We start from the raw sequence: 17,899 nt of genomic DNA, 5'->3' as shown, positions 1-17,899 counted from the left end.
GGGGCTCAGCCCACCAGGACTCCCTGCGCGTCCCGCACCCGGATCGCGCGCTGCTGATGATCGCGCTGCTCGAGCACGATGCGGCGCAGCGCGGCCGGAGCCTGCGGATGCGCGTCCAGCCAGGCGTCGACGAGCTCCGTGGTCTCGGTCTCGGGGTAGAGGCCGATCACGAGGCGGCGGGCGATCTCGATCGAGCGCTCCGCCCAGGCCGACTCGATCCGGGTGAAGTACTCCTCGTCGAACGCCTCGACCAGATCGCGGCGGCCGCCCGCCGCGAACCCGCGGATCGTCGCGTCGAGGTGGTCGTTGCTGAGCGTCAGGTCGCCCCACGCCGCTCGCCAGTCCGCGGCCCGCACGGCCGCGTTCGGCGTCGACGCCGCCGCCGCGAGGGCTGCCGTGCGTCCGCTCGCGGTGTGGTCGCGCAGGTGCTCCTCCGTGATCTCCTCGGCGCCCGCGTGCCCCGTGGTCACGAGTGCGGTCAGCAGCTCCCAGCGCAGATCCGCGTCCATCGGAAGCCCTTCGGGACCCGCCCCGATGAGCAGCGTGGACACGTCGAGCCGGCGTGCGTCGTCGAACGAGGCCGCCGCGGCGAAGGCGCGCGCCCAGATGAGCTGCGCATCACTCCCGGCAAGGGCTCCGCCGAGCGCCCGCCACGTGGTGTCGAGCCAGGCCCGACGCGCTGCGGTGCGGTCGCGGCCGGGCAGATAGTGCCCGATGGCGGCCGCGGCGTTCAGGACGACGCCGCCGAGCAGCGCGCTGTCGGTCTCGGCCGGGGCGTGCGCACGCACGATGTCGAGGTAGCGGGCCACGGCCAGGTCGCCGTCCCGCGTCGCGTTCCACAGCGCGGACCACACGAGACCGCGGGCGAGCGGGTCGTCGAGCGAAGAGAGACCCCGCTCGACGGCGGCGAGGGAACGGTCGTCGAGGCGGGCCTTGGCGTAGGTGAGGTCGCCGTCGTTCAGCAGCACGAGGTCGGCGTCGGGCAGCGCGATCGACGTGCGCTCCTCGGCGATGTCGACGGGGATCCGCTCCCGCCGCGCGAGAGAGTCGCCCCGGAGCTCGTACAGGCCGATCTGCAGTCGATGCGGCCGGGGATCGCTCTGCACGACCACCGCGGTGCCGTCCGCACCGCGCTCGATGGCGAGGGTGCTCATGCCGGTGGTCTGCAGCCAGGCCTGCGCCCACGCGCGCATGTCCCGCCCCGAGGCGTCCTCGAGCTCGACGAGCAGGTCCTCCAGGGTCGTGTTGCCGTAGGCGTGCCGCGCGAAGTAGCGCCGTGCGCCGTCGAAGAACGCCTCCTCCCCCACGAAGGCGACGAGCTGCTTGAGCACCGCCGCACCCTTGGCGTAGGTGATGCCGTCGAAGTTGAGCTTCGCCGCTTCCAGATCCGCGATGTCGGCGACGATCGGGTGCGTGCTGGGCAGCTGGTCCTGCGTGTACGCCCAGGCCTTGCGCCGGTTCGCGAACGCCACCCAGGCGTCGGTGAACTCCGTCGCCGCGACCGAGGCGTGCGCCCCCATGTAGTCGGCGAACGACTCCTTCAGCCACAGATCGTCCCACCACCGCATCGTGACCAGGTCGCCGAACCACATGTGCGCCATCTCGTGCAGGATCGTGTTCGCGCGGGCCTGCCGCTGCGCACGGGTGGCCGCGCCGCGGTACAGGTAGGACTCCGTGAAGGTGACCAGGCCGGGGTTCTCCATCGCGCCGATGTTGTACTCGGGGACGAAGATCTGGTCGTACTTCCCCCAGGGGTACGGGAACGAGAACGCCTCCGCGAAGAAGTCCAGCCCCTGCCGTGTGACCTCCAGGATCTCGTCGGCGGCGAGGTGCTCCGCCATCGAGGCGCGGCTCAGCACGGAGAGGGGCACCACGAGATCGTCGCGGCGCCACTCGGACGACACGCGCACGTAGGGCCCGGCCGCGATGCAGGTGAGATAGCTGGACAGCGGGAGGGTCGGCGCGAACTCCACCGTCTGCCGCCCGGCACCCGTGCGCACGGAGACGGGCGACTCGTTCGCCAGCACCTCCCAGCCCTCGGGCGCGGTCACGACGACGGTGAGCGGCGCCTTCATGTCGGGCTGTTCGAAGCACGCCATGAAGCGGCGGGCGTCGGCGGGCTCGTCGTGCGTGTAGAGGTAGACCTTGCCGTCGACCGGGTCGGCGAAGCGGTGCAGGCCCTCGCCCGAGCGGCTGTAGGCACCGGTCGCGCGGATCACCGCCGTGTTGTGCGCGGCGAGGCCGGTGAGCCGGATGCGCGCACCGTCCCAGTCGACGTCCTGCACACGGCCGTTGAGCACGACCTCCCGCACGTCCTCGCCGATGAAGTCCACCCAGGTCTCCGTCGCCGTCGCGTCGAACTCGAGCGTGCTCGTGGTCGGGAACCCCGTCGTCGCGGCATCGGCGGCGTCGGCGACGTCGAGCTCGAGCCTGATCCGGCGCAGGGTGATGCTCGCGGACCGTGCGGAGGTCTCGGCGCGGGTGAGGTTGGCGGTGGTCATGGATCCATCGTTCCATGACCTCCGACCGGGTGGGATGCTGTGCCAGCATGGTCGCATGACCGACCAGGCCGCGACCGCCCCCCTTCCCGAACGAAGCAGGCTCGTGCAGGAGCACGTCCGCGCCGCAGGACTCGCCTCCCAGGTGCGGGAGCTGCCCGACTCGGCGCGCACGGCGGCGCAGGCCGCAGCGGCGCTGGGCTGTGAGATCGGCGCGATCGGATCCAGCCTCCTGTTCCTCGCCGACGAGCAGCCGCTCCTCGTGATGACGAGCGGACGGCACAGGGTCGACCTCGATCTGCTCGCCGCGGCGGTGGGTGCGGCGAACGTCGTGATGGCGCCTGCGGCCACGGTGCGGGAGGTGACGGGGCAGGCCATCGGCGGTGTGGCGCCCGTCGGCCACCCCTCTCCCGTGCGCACGGTGATCGACGCGGCACTGCGCGACTACGACGTCGTCTGGACCGCCGGCGGCACTCCGCACACCGTGATGCCGATGAGCTTCGACGAGCTCGTGGCCCTCACGGGAGGCGACGTCGTGGTGGTCGCCGCCGACTGAGCCGCCCGGCCGACGCACTCTTCGCGGGTGCCCAGGAACGGTCCAGGGGGCGTCCAGACTGCGCCCCTACCGTGGAAAGGGATGTCACGGAACGGTAACAGGATCGGTTCTCTCGACGGACTCCGCGGGCTGGCCGCGGGGATCGTCCTCATCCATCACGCCTCGCTGATCGCGGAGCCCTGGCTGGATCCGGCCGGCTGGGCGGTGCTCACGCAGTCGCCGCTGAAGCTGCTGATCGCCGGCTCCGAAGCCGTCATGGTCTTCTTCGTGCTCTCCGGTCTCGTCGTGGCCCTGCCGGCGCTGCGACCCGGATTCTCCTGGGCGCGCTACTTCCCGGCACGGCTGTTCCGGCTCTACGTGCCGGTGATCGCCGCGCTCGGCGCCGCCGCCCTGCTCGTGAAGGTCATCCCCCGCGACGCGTCGACGATGCCGGACGACTCCTGGATGCAGGACGCCCAGGCCACGAGCGTCTCGGCCGGCGACGTGCTGTCGCAGATGACGCTGCTGCGCGCGGACTACCCGATCGACAACGTGCTCTGGTCGCTGCGGTGGGAGCTGTTCTTCTCCCTGCTGCTCCCCCTGTACGTCTGGGTGGCGCTGCGCGTGCGCCGCTTCGCCGTGCCCGTCGGGGTGCTCACCGTGGTGCTGATGTTCGCGGGGCGGGCGAGCGGCAACTCCGCGCTCGCGTACCTGCCCGTGTTCCTGCTCGGCACGCTCATCGCCGTCCGCTTCGACGACCTGCGCGGACTGGCGGCCGGCCCGCGGGCACGTCGCGCCCTCCCCTGGGTCGCCGCGCTGGCCGGAACGATGCTCATCGCGAGCTGGCTGGCCCGCCCGCTCACGGCGGGCACGATCGCCGCCGACGTGCTGTGGGCGCTGGCGGGCGCGGGCGCGGCCCTGCTCGTGATCCTCGCCGTGATCTGGCCGCGGGCCGAGCGTGCGCTGGGGACGCGGCCGATGCAGTGGCTGGGGCGGATCTCGTTCAGCCTCTATCTCGTGCACGCCCCGATCCTGGCCACGCTCTGCTACCTCCTCGGCGCGGAGCGGTGGTGGCTCGCCTGCCTGATCGGCGTGCCGCTGAGCCTCGTGGCGGCGGCGGCGTTCCACGCGCTCGTGGAGCGGCAGTCGCAGGTGCTCGCCCGCCGGGCCGGGGCGATCGGCGAAGCGCTCGCGGAGCGCGCCTCCGTGCGTCGCGTCGGCGCCGCACGGAAGGTCGCGCTCGCCCGCGCGCAGTGACGGCGGACTCCGGTCGCCGGCTCCCTCGGATCGTCCGGCGAGGTCAGCGCTGCCCGGCCACGGCCTCGCGACGCTGCCGCCGCCGGGTCACCGCGCCGTACACGGCCCGCAGCAGCGCCCGCGCGGCATAGCGCACGCCGATGCCCGCCGCGCCGAACGCGCAGGCGATCAGGACGGCGCGGGCGTCGTGCAGGTCGACGTCGAAGATCCGGGATCCGAGCGGGGTCAGGATGGCGACGAGCATCCCGCCGATCATGGCGCCCACGAGCGCGATCTTCCAGGGACGGAAGGGGTGGGCGACCGTGATGAGCACGAAGAACGCGACGATGACGAGCGCCAGGAACGCCGTCGACGAGGTGAGCTTCGCGGTGTCGTGGCCCGTCCCGAGCACGGCCCGGGCCGTCAGATACGCGCCGTACGACGCGAGCGCCGCCCCGATGCCGCCGGGCACGGCCGCATCGAGCACCCGGCGCACGAAGCCGTCCTGCGCGCGGGCCGTGTTCGGGGCGAGCGCGAGGAAGAACGCCGGGATGCCGATCGTGAACCACGCGATGAGGGTCACGTGCCGCGGGAAGAACGGGAACGGCACCGCGGTGACCGCGACGAGCAGCGCCAGCAGGATCGAGTACAGCGTCTTCGTGAGGAACAGGGTCGCGACCCGCTCGATGTTGCCGATCACGCGGCGCCCCTCGGCGACCACATGCGGCAGCGTCGCGAAGGAGTTGTCCAGCAGCACGATGCGCGACACCGCGCGCGCCGCCGGCGATCCGGATCCCATCGCGACGCCGACGTCCGCGTCCTTGAGCGCGAGCACGTCGTTGACCCCGTCGCCGGTCATCGCCACGACGCGCCCGTCGCCCTGCAGCGCATGCACCATGGCACGCTTCTGCGTGGGCGTGACCCGCCCGAAGGCCGTGCGCGCCCGCACCTGGGCGTCGAAGTGCGCGGAGTCCGGATCCAGCGTGCGCGCATCCACCGCGTCCCGCCCGTTCGGCACGCCCGCCTCGGCGGCGATCGCACCCACCGCCGCCGCGTTGTCGCCGGAGATCACCTTGATGCCGACGTCCTGCTGCGCGAAGTACGCGATCGCTCCGGGCGCCTCGGCGCGCAGGCGCTGGTCCAGGATGACGAGCGCGGTCGGGACGAGTCCCGCGGGCAGGCCGTCGCCGGACGCCTCCGGATCCGGAAGCGCCGCATCGACGCGGGTGAGCGCGAGCACGCGAAGTCCTTCGGCGGCGAGCGCATCGGAGCGGGTGCGCACGGCATCCCCCTCGGGAAGCAGCACGTCGGGAGCTCCGAGCACCCAGCTCTCCACGGCCGCCGCGCCTGTGGCGGGGCACTGCACCGCGGCCCACTTGCGCGCCGAGGAGAACGCCACGGACGTCTGCACGGTCAAAGCCGGCGCGTCTCCGACATACTCCAGGATCGCCGCCATGCTCGCGTTCGGCTTGCCCTCGGCCCGGCCGATCGCGGCCAGAGCCGCGTCGATCCGCGCATCGTCGGCGAGCCGTTCGACCGCTCCGACCCGCATCCCGTCCTCGGTGAGCGTCCCCGTCTTGTCGGTGCACACCACGTCGACGCGGGCGAGCTGCTCGATCGCCGGAAGGTCCTGGACGAGGCAGTTGCGACGGCCGAGCCGGATCACGCCGACGGCCATCGCGACGCTCGTCATCAGCACGAGACCCTCGGGGACCATGGGGACCAGGGCGGCGACCAGGCCGCGCACCGCATTCCGCCAGTCCTCCGCGTGACCCCAGATCTGATTCACGATCGTGAGCACGCCGACCGGGATGAGCGCCCATGTGACGTACTTCAGGATCTGATCGATCCCGGCACGCAGCTGCGAGGTCGGCTTACGGAACTCGGAGGCCTCCTTGGCCAGGCGCGCGGCGTACGCGTGCTCCCCGACCGCCGTCGCGCGGAACGCAGCCGAGCCCGCCGCCACGAAGCTGCCCGACTTGAGCTCGTAGCCGGGCCCGGCGAGCACCGGCTCGGACTCCCCCGTGAGCAGCGACTCGTCGACCTCGAAGCCGGTGGCGTCGAGCACGATCCCGTCCACCGGGATCTGATCACCGGCGGCGACGAGCACGATGTCGTCCTGCACGAGCTCTTCGACGTCGACCTCCGAGACCCCGTCCGCGCGCTCGACCCTGGCGGGAGCCTTGCTCAGCAGCGCGAGCCGGTCCAGCGTGCGCTTGGCGCGCACCTCCTGCACCATGCCCACCACGCTGTTCACGATGATGAGCAGGCCGAAGAGCCCGTCGATGAAGTACCCCGTGCCGAGGATCAGCAGGAACATCACGAGATAGATGCCGTTGACCCGCGTGAACGCGTTCGCCCGGAAGATCTCGCCGAAGCTGCGGCTGGTGCGCGACTCGATGACGTTCGCGTCGCCGCGCGCCCGTCGCTCCGCGACCTCCGCCGCGGTCAGCGGAGCACGCGCCGTCGTGATGCCGCCGGCGCCGGGATCGATGCGGTCCGCCATCCGTCAGGCCGGGCGGTCCGTCGCGATCCACGGCGCGGTGAACGCACGCACGCGGGATCCGTCGAGGTCAGCGAGCGATACGCCGACGAATGCCGTCGCCGCCTCGGAGCTCTGCCAGCGGAACCGCGTCTCGCCGGAGAGCGCAGCGGCCGCGATCGCCGCCCCGGCGTCTGCCGCCGACTGCGCGTTCGCGAACGCCCCCGTCGAGCGGGCGATGTAGGCGCGCAGCTGATCCTCGTAGGCTCCGGCGTCGGTCGGGCGGACCGCGTTCTGCACGAAGTCGCTCGCGACGGCCGCGGGCTCGATGACCCGCACGTGCACGCCGAACGGCTCCGCGACGGCGGCGAGGGACTGCATGAAGCCCTCGACCGCGAACTTCGCGCCGCAGTACGCATCGGCGAAGGGCTGACCGACCACGCCGCCGACGCTGGTGACGGTGAGGATCGTGCCGTGCCCGCGCTCGCGCATCCCCGGGAGCACGAGCTTGGCGAGGTGCACGGGCGCGAGGTAGTTCACCTCGAGCTGGGCTCGGATCTGCTCCATCGACAGCTGCTCGGCCGTGCCGACGCCACCCTGACCGGCGTTGTTGACGAGTACGTCGATGCGCCCGTGGGCGGCGGTGACTTCGTCCACCACGCGTGCGGCCGCCGCATGATCCGTGACGTCGAGGGCGTGCACCTCCAGCGTCACGCCCGCGGCGTCCGCCGTCTCCTGGAGGCGCGCGGAGCGCGCGGTGTCGCGCATCGTGGCGATCACCTGCGCGCCCGATCTCGCCAGCTCCACGGCGGCGTGCATGCCCATCCCGGACGACGTCCCCGTCACCAGCACCACTTCGCCGATCCGGCCGTTTTCGCTCATACGGCTCACCGTAACAGCGCGCCGTCCGCCCGCGCTGGACGAATCAGGCCGGGCTCGTCGCGCTCGCCTCGTCGACCGCGCCGGCAGCGCGTTCCTTGCGCAGCGCAGGGAGATAGCAGAGGGCGCCGAGCACGCTGAAGGCTCCCGCCACCACGGTCGCCATGGCGGCCGAGGTCGCTCCGGCGAACGCCGTCAGCACCAGCAGCCCGATGCTGTAGGCGCCGCCCGAGACCATCGAGTTGAGAGAGAGGATCGTCGCCCTCGTGGACCGGTCGGCCTCGCGGTGCAGCAGCGCGGCGTGCATGGGTCCGGCGCCGCCGTGCGCGAGATAGGTGAGGCCGTAGCCGATCAGCAGGCCGACGACGCCCGACGCGAGCCCCATGAGCACGACGAAGACGCCGTTCAGGATCCTGCTGAGGATCGCGGTCCAGGCGACTCCGAGCACGCCGCTCAGCCGGCTCGCGAGCAGCGATCCCCCCGCGAACAGGCCCCAGGCGGCCGCCGAGGCCGGACCGAACACCGCCGCGGCCGCGTCCTCGCCGCCGAGGATGCCCTCCAGCTGCAGCGGGGTGAGCGTCTCGAAGCCGATCATCGCCACGGACCAGAAGACCTCGACGAGCACGAGTCCCAGGAGCACCCGCGACCGCGCCGCACGGCGCAGGCCGTCGACGATCGTCCGCGGGGTCAGGCGCGCGGCATCGGCCATCGCGGTCAGCGGGCGGATCGGGGGTGCGTCGTGCTCCCGCGCATCCCGCACCAGGACGAGCACGAGGAGCGTGTAGAGCGCGTAGAGCCCGATCGCGACCAGCATCGGAAGGATCAGGGCGGACACCCCGGGGAGCGGACGCCAGGCCACCAGCAGGCCGCCGAGCAGCGCACCGCCCGCGATCGCGACGCCGAGCGCCGTCCCTGCGCGCGCCAACGGCGCCGCCACCTCGGCCCGGGGCTCGTGCTCATGCACCGCATCGACGAACCACGCCTCGAGCGCTCCCGAGTCGAGCACGCGGAACACCCCCTGCAGCAGCAGGGAGACGGCGAACAGCGCGTACGAGTCCGCGAGGAGGAACAGCGTGCTGGCGGTGATCGCCAGCACGCCGGATGCGGCGAGCACAGGCCTCCGGCCGAGCGTGTCGGCGAGCGCGCCCGTCGGCAGCTCCAGGGCGAGCGCGACGAAGCCCTGGATGGCGAGGATGGATCCGATCGCGGCGATCGACATGCCGCGCTCGAGCGGCACGAGCACCGTGAGCCCGAGCGTCACTCCGACGGGCAGCCAGCGCAGGGCGGTGAGCAGCAGAAGCCGCCGCTGGGCCACGGCGATCGCCTGCCGCGCCACGGAGCCTGCCGCGATCGACGCGGTCACGGCTGCACCGGCGGGTCGAAGTCGACGGGCGTGCTCTGCACCACGATCTGGACCCGCCGCGCGGCGGGGTCGCCCTCCCCCGCGCGGCGGTACTTCTCGGTGAGCGCCTCGAGCTCCGCCTGGAACTCGGCGAGCTGCCCCGCGACGACGGTGACGAGCGTGTCGCCGAAGCCGAGCTGGTCGACCCACTCGGCGGGCCAGGTCGCCTCCGCATCGAGCCACTCCTCGGTGCGGTGCGCGTACTGGCGCACGTAGTCGCGGCGCAGCCAGCCGAGCGCGGTCTGTGCGTCCTCGTCGTCCGCGAAGTCGGAGTTGCTCCACGAGTGGTAGTCGGTGCTCGCCCGCCAGATCCGCCGTTTGCCCGCCCCCTCGCCGGTGTCGGCGACGAGCCCGACGTCCTCGAGCGCGCGCAGGTGATAGCTGGTGGCGCCGGTGTTGGTGCTCAGTGCGGCGGCGAGCTGGGTCGCCGTCGCCGGTCCGTGCAGGCGCAGCGCACCGAGGATCCGGGAGCGCAGCGGGTGGGCCAGCACGCGCACGGCACGTTCGTCGAGACGCATTCCGACGGGCTTCTGCGGGGTGTCCATGCCCTCATGATCACATGCACACTTTCTTGTGCACAAGACTTATGCACAAGAAATGTGCACGCCGACACTTCCCCGATGATCTTCCCCTGGGTGCTCCGCTGCCGCCGCCGACGCCTCAGTGCTTCTCGGCCTCGACCACGCTCTCCTCCGCCTCGATGCCGTTGGCGGAGGGCGGCACGCGACGCTCGAGCGCGAACGCCAGCACGCAGATGAGCAGGGATCCCGCGACCATCGACACGATGAACCACGCCTGACGGCCTTCACCGAGCAGCAGGCCCGCCGCGATCGGGCCGGCGATGGCGCCGCCCTGGAACGCCGCCGAGTTGATGGCGTTGTAGCGCCCTCGGCTGCGATCCGAGGCGAGGTCGTTGTAGATCGCGGGCACCGTGGGCTGCAGCATCGTCTCGCCGAACGCGAAGACGCCCATGAACAGCAGCACCCCGATGGCGGCCGCCAGCGACTTCGGCAGCAGCCCGGTGAGACCCAGCACCACCCACGACAGCCCCCAGGTGAGCGTCATGATCTGCATGACCCTGGTGCGCCGGTGTCCGCGGATCAGCTTCAGCACCGCGAACTGCAGCAGCACGATGACGGCCGTGTTCACCGCGAAGGAGAAGCCGATCACCTGCGTGGAGACGCCGGACACCTGGCGGGCGAACGCGGGGAATCCGCCCTCCATCTGCCCGTAGCCGATGAAGACCGCGAGGAACGTCAGCAGCGTCAGCCAGAGCACGGCCGGCCGCCGCAGGATCTGCCGATACCCCTCGGCCGGTTCCGTGTGGACCTCCGCCGGATCCGCATGGGTGCGGACGTGCCGCAGCGGACCGAGCAGCAGCGCCATCGGGATGAGCGAGCTCACCGCGTCGATGAGGAAGATCGCCGTGAAGGTCTCCGGCCGGTGCACGTCGATGAAGAAGCCGCCGATGATGCCGCCGACGCCGATCCCGAGATTGATCAGGGCGAAGTTCACGCCGAAGTACTGCTGCCGGAGCTCGCCCTCGACGATCGAGGCGATCACCGCGTTGAACCCCGGCCAGGAGACGCCGAAGTTGACCCCCATCAGCACCAGCGCGATCGCGGCCGCCGCCGGCGTCGTCGCGAACGCCAGCAGCGCGCAGCCGGCGATCATCGCGGCGAGCCCGACCAGGAGCACCCGGCGCGCCCCGTACCGGTCGATGAGGGTGCCGCCGGGCCCCGTCACCAGCAGGCCGGTCACGGCGATGATGCTCATGAGCGCACCGGAGACGCCCAGGTCGAACCCGCGCACCTCGTGCAGGTAGATGATGGTGAAGGGCAGCGTCAGCCCTCGGCCCAGCGTCTGGATCGCCACGGTCGACAGCAGCCATCGCCCTTCGGTGGGCAGGGCCGTCCAGAACGCTCTCATACCGGTCACCGCACAAGTCTGCCGGAGGCCACGGACACTCCGGTCACCGGCCGGACCCGCGCGGGGCGGATCCGGCCGGCGCGCAGTTCAGCGCACGACGGCCGCGACCCGAGCCAGCGCCTGGGCCAGATCCCGGACGAGATCCTCCGGGTCCTCCAGCCCGATCGACAGGCGCACGATGTCCGCCCCCGGGCGCGCCTCAGCGGCCACGGGGCGATGCGTCAGCGCCGCCGGGTGCTGCACGAGCGAGTCGACGCCGCCGAGGGAGACGGCGTGGGTGAACAGGCGCACCGAGCCAGTGAGAGCCTCCGCGGCCGCGTAGCCGTCACGGAGCCGCGCCGCGATCATGGCTCCGCCGCCGCGCATCTGGCGCGGGACGAGACCTCGATCGTCCCCGATCCCGGGATAGAAGACCTCGGCGACGGCGGGATGCTCGGCGAGCCAGGCGGCCACGTGCTCGGCGGAGCGCTGCTGGCGCTCCATCCGCACCGGCAGCGTCGCCAGGCCCCGGTGCAGCAGGTACGCGCCGAGCGGGTGCAGCAGTGCTCCGGTGATCGCCCGCACGCGCCGCAGCGCCTGAGCGGTCGGCTCCGAGCACGCGATGACGCCCGCGATCACGTCCCCGTGCCCTCCGATGTACTTCGTGGCGCTGTGCAGCGACATCGCCGCGCCCAGATCCAGCGGGTTCTGCAGCAGCGGCGTGGCGAACGTGTTGTCCACGAGCACCGGCACATCGCCCGCCTGGGCGACGACCGCCGCGATGTCGACGAGATCGAGCGTCGGGTTGCCCGGGGTCTCGACGACGACCAGACCGGTGTCCTCCCGCAGATGGGCGCTCACCTCGTCCTCCGCGCAGAACGTGGTGTCCGCGCCGAGCAGCCCCGAGTCGAGCAGGTGGTCGGTGCCGCCGTAGAGGGGACGCACGGCGACGATGCGGTGCTTGCCCACGGCCGTCGTGTGCGACAGGATCGCGGCGGTCATCGCCGCCATGCCGCTGGAGAAGGCCACCGAGGACTCGGCGTGCTCGAGCTCGGCGAGCGCCTCCTCGAAGCGCGCGACGGTGGGGTTCCACAGGCGCGCGTAGACGTTGCCGCCGTCGGGCAGCGGATGCCCTCCGTTCGCCATCGACTCGTAGGAGTCGCCGCCGTGCAGGATGTCGGGCAGGGGGTTGGTCGAGGAGAGGTCGATGGGGGCGGCGTGCACGCCGAGGGCGGCGAGGTCGGCACGGCCGGCGTGCACGGCAACGGTCTCGGGGCGCAACGGGGTCTCTCGCAGGGAATCGTCGTCGATCATGGGTTCAGGATCCCTCCGCACGCAGGATACTGCCAGATCGCTTGCTGCAATCGTCGATGAAGCATGAGAAGCTTGCGTCACGAACAATCCCTGGCCACGTGGAGGGGCGGATCTTGACCTCGGGACAGCAGACCGTCGACGCGCTCGACCTGCGCATCCTCGCCCACCTCTCGGCGCACCCCGATGCGCCGATCAAGGAGCTCGCCGCGGCGCTCGGCATCCCGGCGTCCACGTGCGCGTTCCGGCTGCGCTCTCTACGGACGCGCGGCGTGATCCTCGGCATGCGGCTGCTCCTGGACCCCGCGGCCCTCGGCCGCCCGGTGCAGGCGGTGATCCGGGTGCGCCTCGGCAATCACAGCAAGTCCGGCGTGGAGGCGCTGTTCGACGCCCTCGCCGCCACCGAGGGCGTGCTACAGGTCTTCCACATCGCCGGTGCCGACGACTTCCTCGTGCACGTCGCCGTCGCCGACGCCGCGGCCCTGCGCGACATCGTCCTCGAACGCATCACCGTGCACGACGTGGTGCGCGCCACGGAGACGCAGCTCGTCTTCGAGCGCCGCGACGGCACCGTGGTCGCGGCGCTCTGACGGGCGCGGCGGGCATGGCTGCTGTACAACCTCTCGGCTGTTCGGCACTCTGAGAGAGGACCCGGGCACGACCTCGCTCCTGGGCCGGACGATCATCGCAGAGAGGGCCACCGCATGACCGCCTCCGACAGCGCGCCGACGGGCGCCGTGCCGCCGCCGACGTCTTCGACGTCTCCGGCACGTCCGACGCCGCGATGGCTCCGCGCGGTCGCCACCTACCTTCGGCGCAACCCTTTCGCCGCGACGCTCGCCGTCGTCGTGATCGCGACCGGTTTCGTCACGGGCACGTTCCTGGGACGGTTCCCCGAGGAGTTCGCGGCCGGCGAGGGCACCACGTTCGAGCTGGGGCTCTGGTGGACCCCGTTCACGGCGCTGCTGTTCGGCGATTCCGTGATCGGCGGAGTGCTCGCCCTCGCCCTGATCCTCACCGCCGGCGCGTACGCCGAGCGCAGGCTCGGCACCGTCCGGGCGGTCTGGGTGTTCTTCCTCACGGGGATCCTCGGCATCCTCGTGGGCCTGGGCGCGCAGGCGCTGCTGCTCTCCTGGGGATCCTCCTGGGGCATGCTCGCGAGCTTCGACCTCGTCGCGGATCCGACGATCGGCACCGTCGGCCTGCTCATGGCCGCGTCCGCCTTCGCGCCGGCGCTGTGGCAGCGGCGCATCCGTGTCGTCGGCTTCACCCTCCTCGTGATGTTCGCGCTGTACGCCGCCGACAGCGACAGCGTCTTCCGGCTGCTGTCCGGCGTCGTGGGCGCCGTGCTGGGGGTGATGCTCGCGCACGGCACCGCACGGCCCTCGTGGCACCGAAGCTCCTATCGGGAGGTGCGCACCCTCGTCGCGGCGATCGTGGCGGCGACCGGCCTCGGTCCGTTCATCGTGCTCGTCTCGGGGTCCTGGTACGCGCCGCTGGGCCTCGTAGTCTCCGGGTTCTCGCCTCTCGACGCGCAGCCGATGGACACGTCGTGCACGCAGGACTTCACCGCGGACTGCTCCCGGCAGGCGGCCGCGCTCCTGCAGTCCGGTCCCGGCCCGTTCCTGATCAGCCTCGTGCCGCTGCTGCTGACCCTGCTGGCGGCCTGGGGGCTGCGCACCGGACGCCGCGCCGCGTGGATCCTCGCCCTCGTCGTGAACGCGGCCATCGCGCTGCTCACGTCCACGGCCGTCGGGATCAACGAGCTGCTCGACGACAAGACGCGCGGCAAGCTCCTGATCGAGGACGGCATCGCCATGGTCCTCGCGGTGCTCGTGCCGATCGGGGTCATCGCGCTGCTGCTGATCACCCGCGCACGCTTCCAGGTGACGGCGCCCCGCGCGGCCGTGCGACGCTTCACGATCACCGTGGTCGGCGCGTTCCTGGTCTGCGCGGGGATCTACCTGGTCATGGGCCTCATCGACGGCGACAACTACCTCGACGGCCAGCCCTCCGTGGGCGAGCTCCTCGCAGACCTCGTGCGCCCGTTCGTCTCCGCAGGGCTGCTGCCCGCCATCGCCGACCCGGGCATCCCGGTCGACGGCGCCGCGCTGTTCGTCTACCAGTGGGTGGGCGTGCCGTTCTGGATCGTCTTCATCGTCGCCGCGATCCGGCTGTTCCGCGCCACCCAGGTCGGCAGCCACGTCATGGAGGAGGCGCAGTTCCGCGAGCTGCTGCGCCGCGGCGGCGGCGGCACTCTGGGCTTCATGGGCACGTGGGCCGGCAACACCCACTGGTTCACGCCCGACGGCCAGGGCGCGATCGCCTACCGGGTCATCAACAAGGTCGCGCTCACGATGTCGGATCCCGTCTGCGCGCCCGGTGCGGAGCGCGAGACGATCGAGGGCTTCATCGCCCACTGCGAGGCACAGGGCTGGTCGGCCTGCTTCTACAGCTTCCACGAGCGCTATCTGCCGATCTTCCAGTCGTTCGGGTGGCAGTACATGTCCGTCGGCGAGGAGACCGTCATCGACCTCCCCGGCTTCGAGCTCACCGGAAAGGCGTGGCAGAAGGTGCGGCAGCCGCTCAACCGCGGCGAGCGCGAGGGCATCACCACCCTCTGGTCGACGTGGAACGAGCTCCCCTCGCGCTACTCGCGCGAGATCACCGCGGTCAGCGAGGAATGGGTCGCCCACAAGAAGCTCCCGGAGATGGGCTTCACCCTCGGCGGCATGGAGGAGCTCAAGGACTCCGATGTCGGGATCTTCCTCGCGATCAACAAGGACGGCGGGATCGAGGCGACCACGAGCTGGCTGCCGAGCTGGACCGACGGCCGGGTCACCGGCTGGACGATCGACTTCATGCGGCGCAGCGACGGATCGATGCCCGGGATCATGGAGTTCGTGATCGCGTCCGCAGCGCTTCATATGAAGGAGCAGGGCGCACAGGTGCTGAGCCTGTCCGGGGCGCCGCTGGCGACCAAGCCGGGCCAGGAGGTCACCGAGCCGACCGTCATGGACCGGCTGCTCGCCTGGCTGGGCGAGATCCTCGAGCCGGCCTACGGGTTCACGTCGCTGTTCCGCTTCAAGAGCAAGTTCAACCCGCGCTACGAGACGATCTACATGGCGTATGCGGATCCGGCGCAGCTCCCCCGCATCGGGATGGCGATCGGCAGCGCGTACCTGCCGGAGGCGACTCCGCAGGAGTATCTGGCGCTCATGCAGACCATCACCAACCGCGCCGGAGAGCGCTGAACCTCGTCCGTCGAGGCCACGCCGACGCCACGCCGACGCGCCCGTTTCACGGCCAATGTATGGAACTCTCAGGAACCATCCGTATTATTACGGAGTTGTAACACCCTCCGTTCCCCCCGAAGGCGGAGAAAGTCACACCCCCTCCGCTGCCCGAGGAGCACATCATCAGTTCGCGAGCCCCCGAGACCGAGCTCCCCTCTGCCCGTTCCGCAGGATCCCCCTCTGCGACCCCCGGTACCGCCGCGCCCCGCTCCCGTCGTGAGCTGCGCGAGCAGGCCGCGGCCCAGGCATCCGCCGCTTCGACGACGCCCGCCGCCTCGGCCCCCGCGGCACCGGCCGCCGAGACCCGCAGCACCCCCGCCTCCGAGGTGCGCGGCACGTTCGCCGGCACCCGCGCGGCAGACCCGACCGCGCCCCAGGCGCGCATCCCCGCGCCACCGCAGGCCTCCGAGCCGGCCGCCCGATCCGCGGCCCCGGCCCAGCTTCCTCCGCACGCCGTCCCCGCAGGCCGTCGCCCGCGTCGCAACGTCAAGCGTCTCAGCCGCAGCACGGGCGCTGCGCTGGCGATCTCCGCACTCGTCGTCGGCACCGCGCTCCCCGCCATCGGCATGGTCCGCGCCAGCGACGCCCAGGCCGCGAACAACGCCTCGGCCGACATCCGCGCGCAGTCGTTCACCGCTGCCAACGGCGTGCTGCCCGACGTGCAGGTGCACGGCACGTTCACGGCCACCACGCCCACCGAGCTCAGCGCGAAGCAGGCCGCCACCGCTGCGGCCGCGCGCACCGGTGTCGCGTCTATCGCGCAGCCCGGCCAGGTCATCTACCCGATGGCCGCCGGCTCCTACACGCTGACCGACGGATTCGGCGCCCCGCGCACCGGACGCAGTCACATGGGCCAGGACTTCGCGGCCCCCATCGGCACCCCCATCTACGCCGCGGCCGACGGCTGCGTCACGCTCTCCCAGGAGAGCTACCAGGGCTACGGCGTCTCGGTCGAGCTCTCGCACGCCGCACTGAGCGGCCAGAATGCCGTCTCCACCCTGTACGCGCACATGGACTACGGGACGCGCGCGGTGCAGGTCGGCGAGTGCGTCACGGCCGGCCAGTTCCTCGGCCGCGTCGGCAACACCGGCTGGACGGTCGGCTCCTGCCTGCACTTCGAGGTGCACATCAACGACAGCGCGATCGACCCGCTCGCCTGGCTCCAGTCCAACGTCTTCTGATCCGATCTCGGACAGGACGAAGCCCCCGCCGAGACGGGGGCTTCGTCGTATCCGGCCCTCCTGCCGATCAGTGACCGCTGTGCGGATCGACGACGACCAGGTCCCCGCCGTGGTCGTGTCCTGATCCGTGACCGACCGCGTCGGTCAGTGCGAGGGCGGGCGTCGCCACCGCGGCGACGAGGAAGACTCCCAAGGCCATCCCCGTCGCCCGCACGCGCAGCGCCCTGGCCGAGCCCTCCCCCTTCCGCGCGGCGCGCGCCGCCATGGATCCCCCCACGACGACGAGCGCCGACGAGATCGCGACGGCGCCGACCGGTGCGCCGCCCCCGAGCGACACCGCACCGAGCAGCACCGCCGCGATCGCGCCGGCCGCCGCTCCCCGCCCGCCGATGATCCGCCCCGCCCGCAGCACGGCGATGCCCCAGCCGAGCTCGACAGAGCCGATCAGCAGCATCGGCGCGCACAGCGCCCTCGTCACGTCACCCGATGGCGCGACGATCGATGCCCCGATCGCGAGGTGGATCAGGCCCGCTCCCCACGCGAGCAGAGCGGGCCAGGTGCGCAGCATGACGACCTCAGGCCGTCGCCCCGCGCGGCACGCTGCGCTCCACGCCCAGCCCGACCACGAGCAGCAGCAGAGCGCTCGCCAGGTGCAGGAAGTGGTCGAAGGTGTTCAGCGCGAGGATGTTCGCCGCCGTGCCCACCAGGAAGAACCCGATGATGCCGAGCAGCAGATACGCGGCTCCCACGACGGTGTTGGTGCCCTTCGCGGCGGGCGTCGACACGAGTCCCGCCACGAGCAGCGCCGCGCCGATCAGCAGATGCGCGACGTTGTGCAGAGGGTTGACCATGAAGATCCCGAGCAGCATCCCTCCCTGGGTCGCCAGGAAGGAGACTCCTCCGGTGACGGCGAAGCCGAGTGCTCCGACGACGATGTAGACGGCGCCGAAGATGACGGCGATCAGACGGTTCGGTGACGAACGCATTGCTCCTCCTCGATTCGGGCGGCGGGATGCCGCTCACCTCTTCTTCGGAGGCCCCGAGGAATCGGATTGCACGCATCCGGCAGGACTTTCGCCCCTCCTTCGGGAGAGGTGCCGCAGGGACGATCCGGCCGAGGCAAGCCCCTTGCGGCGTCGCCCGCCGCACGCCAGGATCAGCCGCGGACCGG

The 17,899-nt window shown here is 71.8% G+C and carries 14 protein-coding genes; 5 read left to right on the top strand and 9 right to left on the bottom strand.

Annotation, left to right across the window (positions count from 1 at the left end; genetic code table 11):
• Positions 1-5: 5 nt before the first annotated feature.
• Positions 6-2,501 carry an aminopeptidase N gene (gene pepN, locus RL72_RS08225; protein ID WP_045250335.1) on the bottom strand — a complete coding sequence of 832 codons (2,496 nt, stop codon included), beginning with the start codon at positions 2,499-2,501 and terminating at the stop codon, positions 6-8.
• A 55-nt stretch (positions 2,502-2,556) separates the two neighbouring features.
• On the opposite strand from pepN, the gene RL72_RS08220 reads away from it, so the two are divergent.
• Together RL72_RS08220 and RL72_RS08215 are read left to right on the top strand one after the other, a co-directional pair.
• The gene (locus RL72_RS08220; protein ID WP_045250334.1) at positions 2,557-3,054 is read left to right on the top strand and encodes a YbaK/EbsC family protein; all 498 of its coding nucleotides are present in this window, start codon (positions 2,557-2,559) and stop codon (positions 3,052-3,054) included.
• Between the two features lie 81 nt (positions 3,055-3,135).
• The gene (locus RL72_RS08215) at positions 3,136-4,290 is read left to right on the top strand and encodes an acyltransferase family protein (RefSeq protein ID WP_045250333.1); all 1,155 of its coding nucleotides are present in this window, start codon (positions 3,136-3,138) and stop codon (positions 4,288-4,290) included.
• A 43-nt stretch (positions 4,291-4,333) separates the two neighbouring features.
• On the opposite strand, the gene RL72_RS08210 is transcribed toward RL72_RS08215, so the two are convergent.
• From RL72_RS08210 to RL72_RS08185, 6 genes are all read right to left on the bottom strand, one after another.
• Positions 4,334-6,775 (bottom strand): HAD-IC family P-type ATPase, encoded by a 2,442-nt coding sequence (locus RL72_RS08210; protein ID WP_045250332.1) that lies wholly within the window; start codon positions 6,773-6,775, stop codon positions 4,334-4,336.
• A 3-nt stretch (positions 6,776-6,778) separates the two neighbouring features.
• On the bottom strand, positions 6,779-7,633 hold the full coding sequence (locus tag RL72_RS08205) for an SDR family NAD(P)-dependent oxidoreductase (RefSeq protein WP_045250331.1): 855 nt from the start codon (positions 7,631-7,633) through the stop codon (positions 6,779-6,781).
• A gap of 43 nt (positions 7,634-7,676) precedes the next feature.
• The gene (locus RL72_RS08200) at positions 7,677-8,993 is read right to left on the bottom strand and encodes an MFS transporter (protein WP_052674265.1); all 1,317 of its coding nucleotides are present in this window, start codon (positions 8,991-8,993) and stop codon (positions 7,677-7,679) included.
• Entirely contained in the window at positions 8,990-9,577 is a 588-nt protein-coding gene (locus RL72_RS08195) for a helix-turn-helix domain-containing protein (RefSeq protein WP_045250330.1), read from the bottom strand. Before RL72_RS08195 ends, RL72_RS08200 begins: the two co-directional genes overlap by 4 nt.
• Before the next feature lie 115 nt (positions 9,578-9,692).
• Positions 9,693-10,961 carry an MFS transporter gene (locus RL72_RS08190; protein ID WP_045250363.1) on the bottom strand — a complete coding sequence of 423 codons (1,269 nt, stop codon included), beginning with the start codon at positions 10,959-10,961 and terminating at the stop codon, positions 9,693-9,695.
• Positions 10,962-11,048: 87 nt separating this feature from the next.
• Complete coding sequence (locus RL72_RS08185) at positions 11,049-12,254, bottom strand: trans-sulfuration enzyme family protein (protein ID WP_045250329.1); 1,206 nt, start codon at positions 12,252-12,254, stop codon at positions 11,049-11,051.
• Positions 12,255-12,367: 113 nt separating this feature from the next.
• On the opposite strand from RL72_RS08185, the gene RL72_RS08180 reads away from it, so the two are divergent.
• From RL72_RS08180 to RL72_RS08170, 3 genes are all read left to right on the top strand, one after another.
• The gene (locus RL72_RS08180) at positions 12,368-12,841 is read left to right on the top strand and encodes an Lrp/AsnC family transcriptional regulator (protein WP_052674268.1); all 474 of its coding nucleotides are present in this window, start codon (positions 12,368-12,370) and stop codon (positions 12,839-12,841) included.
• Positions 12,842-12,955: 114 nt separating this feature from the next.
• Entirely contained in the window at positions 12,956-15,505 is a 2,550-nt protein-coding gene (locus tag RL72_RS08175; protein ID WP_045250328.1) for a DUF2156 domain-containing protein, read from the top strand.
• A gap of 368 nt (positions 15,506-15,873) precedes the next feature.
• Entirely contained in the window at positions 15,874-16,728 is an 855-nt protein-coding gene (locus RL72_RS08170) for a peptidoglycan DD-metalloendopeptidase family protein (RefSeq protein ID WP_248700421.1), read from the top strand.
• 67 nt (positions 16,729-16,795) lie between these two features.
• Here the strand turns inward: RL72_RS08170 and RL72_RS08165 are convergent, their stop codons facing one another.
• Both RL72_RS08165 and RL72_RS08160 read right to left on the bottom strand, forming a co-directional pair.
• A complete protein-coding gene (locus tag RL72_RS08165) occupies positions 16,796-17,296 on the bottom strand; it encodes a hypothetical protein (RefSeq protein ID WP_045250327.1) in 501 nt (166 codons plus the stop codon).
• Positions 17,297-17,303: 7 nt separating this feature from the next.
• Positions 17,304-17,714: a DUF4383 domain-containing protein gene (locus tag RL72_RS08160; protein ID WP_045250326.1), complete on the bottom strand. Its 411-nt coding sequence runs from the start codon at positions 17,712-17,714 to the stop codon at positions 17,304-17,306.
• Positions 17,715-17,899 lie beyond the last annotated feature (185 nt).

The sequence above is a fragment of the Microbacterium azadirachtae genome, assembly GCF_000956545.1.
GTDB classification, from domain to species: Bacteria; Actinomycetota; Actinomycetes; order Actinomycetales; family Microbacteriaceae; genus Microbacterium; species Microbacterium azadirachtae.
The sequence above is the reverse complement of the archived record's forward strand: the minus strand, read 5'-3'. Positions and strand labels throughout refer to the sequence as shown.

Coding starts and splice junctions, on each gene's coding strand:
- RL72_RS08165 (WP_045250327.1), bottom strand. CDS start 17,296: ATGCTGCGCACCTGGCCCGCTCTGCTCGCGTGGGGAGCGGGCCTGATC.
- RL72_RS08195 (WP_045250330.1), bottom strand. CDS start 9,577: ATGGACACCCCGCAGAAGCCCGTCGGAATGCGTCTCGACGAACGTGCC.
- RL72_RS08160 (WP_045250326.1), bottom strand. CDS start 17,714: ATGCGTTCGTCACCGAACCGTCTGATCGCCGTCATCTTCGGCGCCGTC.
- RL72_RS08215 (WP_045250333.1), top strand. CDS start 3,136: ATGTCACGGAACGGTAACAGGATCGGTTCTCTCGACGGACTCCGCGGG.
- RL72_RS08190 (WP_045250363.1), bottom strand. CDS start 10,961: ATGAGAGCGTTCTGGACGGCCCTGCCCACCGAAGGGCGATGGCTGCTG.
- pepN (WP_045250335.1), bottom strand. CDS start 2,501: ATGACCACCGCCAACCTCACCCGCGCCGAGACCTCCGCACGGTCCGCG.
- RL72_RS08185 (WP_045250329.1), bottom strand. CDS start 12,254: ATGATCGACGACGATTCCCTGCGAGAGACCCCGTTGCGCCCCGAGACC.
- RL72_RS08210 (WP_045250332.1), bottom strand. CDS start 6,775: ATGGCGGACCGCATCGATCCCGGCGCCGGCGGCATCACGACGGCGCGT.
- RL72_RS08220 (WP_045250334.1), top strand. CDS start 2,557: ATGACCGACCAGGCCGCGACCGCCCCCCTTCCCGAACGAAGCAGGCTC.
- RL72_RS08175 (WP_045250328.1), top strand. CDS start 12,956: ATGACCGCCTCCGACAGCGCGCCGACGGGCGCCGTGCCGCCGCCGACG.
- RL72_RS08205 (WP_045250331.1), bottom strand. CDS start 7,633: ATGAGCGAAAACGGCCGGATCGGCGAAGTGGTGCTGGTGACGGGGACG.